6 protein-coding genes are annotated in these 9,335 nt (G+C 69.3%); all 6 read right to left on the bottom strand.

Features of this window, described 5'->3' with window-relative positions; genetic code table 11:
* Positions 1-17: 17 nt before the first annotated feature.
* Entirely contained in the window at positions 18-2,846 is a 2,829-nt protein-coding gene (locus PD653B2_RS23000) for an aconitate hydratase (RefSeq protein ID WP_085874756.1), read from the bottom strand.
* Between the two features lie 216 nt (positions 2,847-3,062).
* On the bottom strand, positions 3,063-4,094 hold the full coding sequence (locus PD653B2_RS22995; RefSeq protein ID WP_133059090.1) for an ABC transporter permease: 1,032 nt from the start codon (positions 4,092-4,094) through the stop codon (positions 3,063-3,065).
* Positions 4,091-5,689 (bottom strand): sugar ABC transporter ATP-binding protein, encoded by a 1,599-nt coding sequence (locus PD653B2_RS22990; protein ID WP_165763587.1) that lies wholly within the window; start codon positions 5,687-5,689, stop codon positions 4,091-4,093. The genes PD653B2_RS22995 and PD653B2_RS22990 overlap by 4 nt, the downstream gene beginning before the upstream one ends.
* Before the next feature lies 1 nt (position 5,690).
* A complete protein-coding gene (locus PD653B2_RS22985; protein WP_085874753.1) occupies positions 5,691-6,878 on the bottom strand; it encodes a sugar ABC transporter substrate-binding protein in 1,188 nt (395 codons plus the stop codon).
* Between the two features lie 299 nt (positions 6,879-7,177).
* Positions 7,178-8,050 carry a formyltetrahydrofolate deformylase gene (purU, locus tag PD653B2_RS22980; protein WP_085874752.1) on the bottom strand — a complete coding sequence of 291 codons (873 nt, stop codon included), beginning with the start codon at positions 8,048-8,050 and terminating at the stop codon, positions 7,178-7,180.
* A gap of 245 nt (positions 8,051-8,295) precedes the next feature.
* Entirely contained in the window at positions 8,296-9,318 is a 1,023-nt protein-coding gene (locus tag PD653B2_RS22975) for an amidohydrolase family protein (protein ID WP_085874751.1), read from the bottom strand.
* Positions 9,319-9,335: the final 17 nt, after the last annotated feature.

The following is a 9,335-nucleotide window of genomic DNA, read 5'->3' as shown; positions in this document are numbered from 1 at the left end:
GCCGGCTCGGCGTGGGATCAGGCCTTGCGGAGGTTCCTGAGCACGTACTGCATGATGCCGCCGTTGCGGTAGTAGTTCGCCTCGCCGGGGGTGTCGATGCGGACGACCGCGTCGAACTCGACGTCGCCCGCCTTGACCTTGACGGTCTTGGGCGTGCGGCCCTCGTTGAGCTCGGTGATCCCCGAGATGGAGAACTCCTCCTCGCCGGTCAGGCCGAGCGACTCGGCGCTCTGGCCCTCCGGGTACTGCAGCGGGATGACGCCCATGCCGATCAGGTTCGAGCGGTGGATCCGCTCGTACGACTCGGCGATGACCGCCTTGACGCCCAGCAGCGACGTGCCCTTGGCCGCCCAGTCGCGCGACGAGCCGGAGCCGTACTCCTTGCCCGACAGCACGACCAGCGGGGTGCCCGCGGCGATGTAGTTCTCCGACGCCTCGAAGACCGTGGTGACCTCGCCGCCGTTGGTGAAGTCGCGGGTGAAGCCACCCTCGGTGCCGGGAGCCAGCTGGTTGCGCAGCCGGATGTTGGCGAAGGTGCCGCGGATCATGACCTCGTGGTTGCCACGGCGCGAGCCGTAGGAGTTGAAGTCGCGGTTGTCGACGCCGTGCTCGGCGAGGTACTTGCCCGCGGGCGAGTCCTTCTTGATCGCACCCGCCGGGCTGATGTGGTCGGTCGTGACCGAGTCACCCAGCTTGAGCAGCACGCGGGCGCCCTCGATGTCGGTGACCGGCTCGGGCTCGTCGGGCATGCCGTCGAAGTACGGGGGCTTGCGCACGTACGTCGACTCCGGGTCCCAGGCGAACGTCTTGCCCTCGGGGGTCGGCAGCGACTGCCACGTCTCGTCGCCGGCGAACACGTCGGCGTAGCCGTCGTCGAACATCTTCGAGGTGATCGCGTCGGCGATCACGTCCTCGACCTCCTTCGACGTCGGCCAGATGTCCTTCATGAAGACGTCGTTGCCGTCCTGGTCCTGGCCCAGCGGGTCGTTGAACAGGTCGACGTCCATCGAGCCGGCCAGCGCGTAGGCGACGACCAGCGGCGGGGACGCGAGGTAGTTCATCTTGATGTCCGGGTTGATCCGGCCCTCGAAGTTGCGGTTGCCCGACAGCACCGACACGACCGCGAGGTCGTTGTCGTTGACGGCCTGGCTGACCTCGGGGATGAGCGGGCCGGAGTTGCCGATGCAGGTCGTGCAGCCGTAGCCGACCAGGTTGAAGCCTAGCTTGTCGAGGTACGGCGTGAGACCGGACTTCTCGTAGTAGTCGGAGACGACCTTCGAGCCGGGCGCCAGCGTGGTCTTGACCCACGGCTTGCGCTCGAGGCCCTTCTCCACGGCCTTCTTGGCGAGCAGCGCCGCGCCGATCATGACCGACGGGTTCGAGGTGTTGGTGCACGACGTGATCGCCGCGATCGTGACCGCGCCGTGGTCGAGCTCGAACTTGGTGCCGTCGGCCAGGGTCACCTGGGCGGGGTTGCTCGGCCGGCCGGCGCCGGGCGCCGGGTGGGCGTGCGCGAGCTCGTTCGGCGGGGCCTCGCCGTGACCGTTGGACGGCGCGTCGGAGGCCGGGAAGGACTCGGCGACGGCCTCGTCGTACCCGTTCTCCTCGCCGGCGTCGTCGACGTAGTCGGCCAGCGCGGTGCGGAACGAGTCCTTGGCCTCGGACAGCGAGACCCGGTCCTGCGGGCGCTTGGGGCCGGCCAGCGACGGGACGACGGTCGCCAGGTCGAGCTCGAGCTTCTCGGAGAAGCGCGGCTCGGCGTCGGGGTCGTGCCAGAGGCCCTGCTCCTTGGCGTACGCCTCGACCAGCGCCAGCTGCTCCTTCGAGCGACCGGTGAGCTCGAGGTACTTCGTGGTCTCCTCGTCGATCGGGAAGACCGCGATGGTCGAGCCGAACTCGGGGCTCATGTTGCCGATCGTGGCGCGGTTGGCCAGCGGCAGCACCGAGACGCCCGGGCCGTAGAACTCGACGAACTTGCCGACGACGCCGTGTTTGCGCAGCATCTCGGTGATCGTGAGCACCAGGTCGGTGGCGGTCGCGCCCTCCGGCAGGTCGCCGGACAGCTTGAGGCCGACCACGCGCGGGATCAGCATGGAGACCGGCTGGCCGAGCATCGCGGCCTCGGCCTCGATGCCGCCGACGCCCCAGCCGACCACGCCGATGCCGTTGACCATCGTGGTGTGGGAGTCGGTACCGACGCAGGTGTCGGGGTAGGCCTGGAGGCTCTTCCCACCGTCAGGGGCATCGACCTCGCGGGTGAAGATCGTCCGGGCGAGGTGCTCGATGTTGACCTGGTGCACGATGCCGGTGCCGGGCGGGACGACCTTGAAGTCGTCGAAGGCGCCCTGGCCCCAGCGCAGGAACTGGTAGCGCTCGCGGTTGCGCTCGTACTCGATCTCGACGTTGCGGCCGAACGCCTCGGGCGTGCCGAAGACGTCGGCGATCACGGAGTGGTCGATGACCATCTCGGCGGGCGCGAGCGGGTTGATCTTCGAGGGGTCGCCGCCGAGGTCGGCCATCGCCTCGCGCATGGTGGCGAGGTCGACGACGCAGGGGACGCCGGTGAAGTCCTGCATGATCACGCGCGCCGGCGTGAACTGGATCTCCTTGCTCGGGTCGGCGTCCGCGTCCCAGCCGGCGATCGCCAAGATGTCGTCCGCCGTGATGTCGGCGCCGTCCTCGGTGCGCAGGAGGTTCTCCAGCAGCACCTTCAGGCTGAACGGCAGGGACGCGACGTCCACACCGTCGCCCTCGACCGCGTCGAGGCGGAAGATCTCGTAGGACTTGCCGTCCACGTCCAGGGTGCTCTTGGCACCGAAGCTGTCCTGACTGGCCACAGCAGTCATCTCCTGATGTCTCGAAGTCTCGTCGTCACCTGATCGCTCCCCCATCCTGCCGCCGCCGGTGAGCCGGGCAAAAGGAAGGCTGCCCTAACCGAACGGCGTAGCCGTGGAGCGATATCTCTTGACGTCAAGATACACGACACCGAGGAAAAGTGCTCACCCGGTCAGCAGGGCGACACCCTCCACGCCGCTGGCCGCCGCCTCGAGCTCGTCATGTCGTCATCGCGTCGTCGACCCGCGGACCAGGCGCGACAGCGTGACGGCGACCACGAGCGCGGCACCATAGAACAGCTGCTGGGCGAAGTCCTGGGCCCCGAGCAGCTGCAGCCCGGCGACCCCGGTCGCCAGGAACAACACCGCCACCCCCGTGCCGAGGGCGTTGAACCGACCGGGCTCGATCGAGGTCGCGCCGAGGAACACCGCGGCGTACGCCGGCAGCAGGAAGGTGTCGACCGACGAGGGGCCCGCCGAGCCGGTCGTGCCGACATACAGCACGCCGGCCAGTGCGGCGATGGTGCCGCCCAGCACGAAGGACCCGGCGCGGACCCGGTTGGCCTTGATGCCGCTGAGGATCGCCACCTCCCGGGACTGTCCGACGAACAGCAGGCGCATCCCGATCGGTGTGAAGCGGGCGACGTACCAGATGACCAGCATGACGAGGACGCAGTAGTAGAACTGCACGGGGATCGTCGCGATCCGGGTGAGGAAGGTCCAGGTGGCGAGGCTCCCGGACACCCCGACGATGGTGGTGGAGTTCGCCAACCAGAACACCAGTCCGGTGAAGAACGTGCCGGTGCCGAGGGTGATGATGAACGGCTCGGTGCTGAACCAGACCACGAAGAGTGCGTTGACCCCTCCCGCGGCGGCTCCGGCGACGACCGCGAGCAGACAGGCCAACCCGATCGGCACCCCGTGGTTGACGTTGAGCACGGCGACCACGATGGCGGCCAGCGCCCCCGTCGCGCCGAGCGAGAGATCGATGTCGCCGGCCATCGAGGGCACCAACGCGGCCAGCGCCAGCATGAACAGGATCGACTGGGACCCGAGGATGCTGGTGAGGTTGCCGGTGGTGAAGAAGCGGTCGGGCGAGACGAGCGAGAAGACCACGACCACCAGCAGGAGGGCTATCGGCAACGCGGTCCGCTCGGCCACCTGGCCGAGCAACCGGCCGTCCCTCCGCTTGTCGGCGGGCCGCCCACCGGGCGCCGGCGGCGGGGTCTGACGGGATTCGGTGGTGGGAGCAGGGGTCACGAGCTGGCCCTTCCTGCGGTCGAGAGGGACGAGGCGGTGCTGACGCGAGCGGCGGCGTACACACCGGTCGAGATGGCTTCGGGACTCAGCTGGGCCGCATCGACCTGGCCCGCGGCCACGCCGTCGCTGACCACGACGACGCGGTGACACACGGTGGCGAGCTCCTCGAAGTCGCTGGACACCCAGATCACCGACATGCCGGTCTCGGTCGCGCGCTCGATCACCCGGTAGATCTCGGAACGTGCTGCGACGTCGACCCCCTGGGTGGGCTCGTGCAGCACCAGCAGGCGGGGCTGGATCTCCAGCCACTTGGCCAGCACCACCTTCTGGGCGTTGCCGCCGCTGAGCGTGCCGATGGGTGGGCTCGTACGACGCGGGCGGATGTCGAGGCTCTCCGCGCGAGCGTCCGCCGCCCGCCGGAGCTCCTTGAGTCGCAGGCGACCACCCCGGGTGAAGCGGCGCGACACGAGCATCATCATGTTCTCCGCGACCGAGACGGCCGGTGCGATGGCGTCTCGGCGCCGGTCGGCCGGGATCAGCGCCATCCCCATGGACACCGCGGCCATCGGCCGCTGGTGGGCGAGCTCGACGACCCTGTCGGCGTACGTCAAGGTCCCGCTGGTGGCCTGTCGGGCGCCGAAGAGGAGGTAGGGCACGTCCTCGACCCCCGAACCCATCAGACCGGCGAGCCCGACGATCTCACCCGGCGCCACGTCGAAGTGCAGGTCGCGCACCCGTCCGCCGCCGAGACCGGCGACCCGCACCGGTGTCTCGCGTCCACCGGGGGCCGGCGCGGGTCGGCTGCGCACCTCGTTCAACGCGGCGGCCGCCGATGGGCCGACGATGAGCTCGACGACCTCGTCATCGGTCACCTCGCTCATCGAGGTGGTCGCCACGACCCGGCCGTCTCGCAGGATGGTGGCACGGTCGGCGATCGCGCGCACCGCGCCGAGGTCGTGGGAGATGAAGATGACGCTGGACCCCGACGCCACCACCTCCCGCACGAGGTCGAAGAGGAACTCGACCTCCTGCTCGGGCAGAAACACCGTCGGCTCGTCGAGCACCAGGACCGACGAGGTCGCTCCGGTGGTGTCGCGGAACCGGCGCAGCTGGTCGGCGGCACGGGCGATCGCGACCAGCGCCTGGTCGACCGGCGGCAGCTGATCGACCACCGACCGCGGGTCGATCTCGACACCGTAGGAGGCCAGCATCTCTGCGGCCGCCCGCACCTGGCGCCGCCACCTGATCCGGTGCGGGGCCTGGCCGGGCACCGCCAGGGAACCGACCAGCAGGTTCTCCACGACCGTGAGCGGCTTGGCGAGCCCGAGGTCCTGGTGGACGAAGCTGAGGCCGAGTCCACCGGACGTCCCCGCGGCCATCGGGAGGGCGACCTCGCGGCCGTCGACCGACATCCGCGCACCTGGCTCGGGCTCGCACACCCCGGCGAGCACCTTGACCAGGGTCGACTTGCCGCACCCGTTCTCACCGAGCAGGGCGAGCACCTCGTGGTGCTCGACGGTCAGATCCACCTTCCACAGTGCGCGGGTGGCGCCGAAGACCTTGGAGACGTCCCGGAGGTCGAGGGCCGTCGTCATCTCACTGCGCCGGGGCGTCTTGCCACAGGGCGCGGTAGCCGTCGATGTAGGCGGTGCCGAAGCCCCCGTCCGGCCCGGTGAAGTCGGAGATGTTGTCCGGGGTGAACAGCCGGTAGGGGGCATAGGCCTTCGAGGCCTCGATCGCGGGCTGGCCGGCCATCACCCGGAACAGCTGGTCGGCACCGGTGTAGGCCAGCCAGCCGGCGCTCGGGCCCGTGTTGGTGCCCATCTGGTTGGCGGGATCGGCCATGAGCGGCGCGACTTCGGGGGTCAGTCCGAACGCGTACATCTCCGCGTCTCGGCCCGAGGCCTTCAGGGCAGGCAGCACGAAGGGCGACTGGCCGTCATAGACGGTGAAGACCGCCTTGATGTCCGGGTTGGCCACCAACGCCGACTGCACCGCGCCGAGGAGCTTGGTCGACCAGTCCGGGATCGAGACGTTGATGGACTGCACCTTGCACGCCGAGCAGTACTTGGCGAACTCGCTCTTGACCGTCTCGCCCATGCCGGGTGACGGCGGGTTCTCGTTGGAGGTGACCACGAGTGCGTCGACAGCGTTGCCGTTGGCCCGGGTCAGCGCCGCAGCCACGCCCAGGCGCATCGCCTTGTTGAACTCACCGTCGGTCTGACCAGCGACCAGCGGGGACGCCGGCTGCGAAACGTCGGCGAGGTGCAGGTCGACGACCTTGATGCCGGCCGCCTCGGCCGCCTTCATCTGGGGAGCGAGCGCTGCCGGGTCGATCCCGCAGACCAGGGCCACCCCGTCGTAGTGCTGGCTGATCGCCTGGTTCATGCCCTGGACCCACGCCTGCGGGCCGCCGTTGTTCTGAAAGTAGGTGCTGCCCGTCATGCCCACGCTCTTGGCGATGTCGACGACCTGTCGCGAGATCGTGTCGCAGGTCTTGACCTGGCTGCTCACGGGCATCGAGAGGATCTTCTTGCCCGCCAGGCTCGCCACGGAGAAGGCCGGACCCTGCGGTGCGAAGACGGGCGCCTTGGCCGCTTCCGTCAGCTCGGCCTCCATGCTGGCGAGGTCGTCGGCGGAGACGGCGTTCCCCGGGCCGGTGGATCCCGAGGGGGTCGAGTCGCTCGCCGTCGAGCAGGCAGCCAGGACCGCGAGCGCCGCGACCAGGGTCATCGAGGCGGTTGCGGCGCGGCGCCATGATGGTGCGTCGGTGCGTCGGGTCATGGGGGCGTCCTGTTCGTCGGCAGCAGAGGATGGTCACCCGCCACACGGACCAGCGGGGTGATGTCCGTCACGCTAGAGACGACCTCGAGGCGCGGCACCCCGCATCCGACGGCTGTGCGGACGGTCGCCTCGGTCGCCCCCCACACGACGTTTGTCGCAGATCGTCGCGCGACAAACGGAGCCCCGGGCCCGACCAGCTCGAGAGGGGGCCACCACGCCTTCCTCGATCCGCGGCAACCCGCTCCCGAGACCGGGTCCGGCGTCCTCGGCCGCTGGCGTCGCAGTCGTGGACGCGCCCCTCACTCGAAGACGACGGTCCGGTTCCCCTGGATGATGATGCGGTTCTCGGTGTGCCAGCGGACGGCGTGCGAGAGGGCTCTGGTCTCGGCCTCCCGACCGCGCGCGGCGAGCTGCTCCGGGCTCAGGTGGTGGTCGACGCGGAGCATCTCCTGCTCGATGATCGGGCCCTCGTCGAGGTCTCCGGTGACGTAGTGCGCGGTTGCACCGATGAACTTGACCCCCCGGTCGTGCGCCTGGTGGTACGGACGTGCGCCCTTGAAGCTCGGCAGCATCGAGTGGTGGATGTTGATCGTCCGGCCTTCGAGCGCGTCGCAGAGCTCGTTGGAGAGGATCTGCATGTACCGGGCCAGCACCACCAGGTCGACGCGCTCCCTCCGCACGATGTCGAGCAGTGCTGCCTCGGCCTCGGGCTTCGTCTCGCGAGTCACCGGGATGTGGTGGAAGGGGACGCCGTAGAAGGTGGCAATCCCCTCGAGGGTCGGGTGGTTGGAGACGATCGCGACGACATCGAGGTTCAGCTCGCCGATCGAATTGCGGAACAGCAGGTCGTTGAGGCAGTGCGCATACTGGCTCACCATGATGAGCACGCGCTGGCGCTCTGCGGCATCGGTCATCTGCCATCTCATCTGGAAGGACTTCGCGGGCTCGTCCATCGCCCGGCGCAGACGGTCGAAGTCCAGCGGTGAGCCGTCGGAGTGCGCGAACTCGACCCGCATGTAGAACATGCCGCTGGTGAGACTGTCGAACTGATGGCTCTCCACGATCGTGCAGCCCTCCTGCACGAGCACCCCGGACACCGCGTGGACGATGCCCGGCGCGTCCAGACACGAGAGAACCAGGACGCCGTGCTGGGCGTCGGCGGGCCGCGTCATGCCACCTCCACGAACACATCGGGATCCAGCGGCCGGCTGGCCGCCCACGAGGGCGCACCGGGGACTGTGACCCCGAGGGCACCTCTGCGGTGGACGTTATCCCCGGGACCGCTCTCCCCCCTGCCGCAGATGACCTCTCTTGGCGCTGACCCCGTCGCATCCCGGCCGGGACAATCGACGTAGCCGCACCCGCGCCTGACGGCGACCCGGTGCAGCGGTCACGACGTCGTCACCTCGCAGGCCAGTCACCCCGCAAGGGCCCGGGCGAGCCGGGGATAGACCCGTCGGGCGTTGTCCTCGAACACGGCCGCTCGGGCGTCGCCGTCCAGCGTCGTCTTCTCAAACGCGGCCTCGACGTACCGGCGGGTGTCGTCGTAGTGGTGTCCGGTCCGCTCGTCGATGCCGCGGACCGCGCCCACCATCTCGGAGCCGAACAGGATGTTCCGGGTGTCGATCACGTCCAGGAGCAGGTCGATCCCGGGCTGGTGGTAGACGCAGGTGTCGAAGAAGACGTTGCCCATGACGTTCGACTCGACCGGCGGCTTCCCCAGCATGTCGGCCAGCCCGCGGTACCTGCCCCAGTGATACGGCACGGCTCCTCCCCCATGTGGAATGACCAGACGCAGTTCGGGCAGATCCCCGAACAGGTTGCCCTGCAGCAACTGCATGAAAGCCGTCGTGTCGGCGTTGATGTAGTACGCCCCGGTCGCGTGGAACGCCGGCGTGGCCGACCCCGAGACGTGCACCATCGCCGGCACGTCCAGCTCGATCGCGGCCTCGTAGAGGGCGTACCAGCTCCGATCGGTCAGCGCCGGCGAGGTCCAGAATCCGCCGCTGGGGTCAGGGTTGAGGTTGCAGCCGACGAACCCCAGCTCCTCGACGCAGCGGCGCAGCTCGGCGATCGACGCCCCGAGGCCGGCGCCGGGGAACTGCGGCAGCTGGGCAACCGGGACGAAGCGCTTCGGGTAGAGGGTCGCCACACGGTGGACCAGGTCGTTGCAACGGCGCGACCACTCGAGGCTCACGGCCGCGTCACCGACGTGCGGCGCCATCGCCGAGGCCCGCGGTGAGAACAGCGTGATGTCGATGCCCCGCTCGTCCATCAGCCGCAGTTGGCTCGACTCGATGGTCTCCCGGATCTCGTCGTCGCTGATCGAGGGGTACGACGGCGGAGTCGTGCCCGCCGCCCACGCCGCGACCTGCTGCTCACGCCACGCGGTGTGGGCGGCCGGGGCGGTCGTGTAGTGACCGTGACAGTCGATGATCACGTGGTTTCCCTCTCCGG

The sequence above is a fragment of the Nocardioides sp. PD653-B2 genome, assembly GCF_002117935.1.
Lineage (GTDB): Bacteria > Actinomycetota > Actinomycetes > Propionibacteriales > Nocardioidaceae > Nocardioides.
Note: the sequence above shows the minus strand (reverse complement) of the source record. Positions and strands in the feature narration are given on the sequence as shown.

Coding starts and splice junctions, on each gene's coding strand:
- PD653B2_RS23000 (WP_085874756.1), bottom strand. CDS start 2,846: ATGACTGCTGTGGCCAGTCAGGACAGCTTCGGTGCCAAGAGCACCCTG.
- PD653B2_RS22990 (WP_165763587.1), bottom strand. CDS start 5,689: ATGACGACGGCCCTCGACCTCCGGGACGTCTCCAAGGTCTTCGGCGCC.
- PD653B2_RS22985 (WP_085874753.1), bottom strand. CDS start 6,878: ATGACCCGACGCACCGACGCACCATCATGGCGCCGCGCCGCAACCGCC.
- purU (WP_085874752.1), bottom strand. CDS start 8,050: ATGACGCGGCCCGCCGACGCCCAGCACGGCGTCCTGGTTCTCTCGTGT.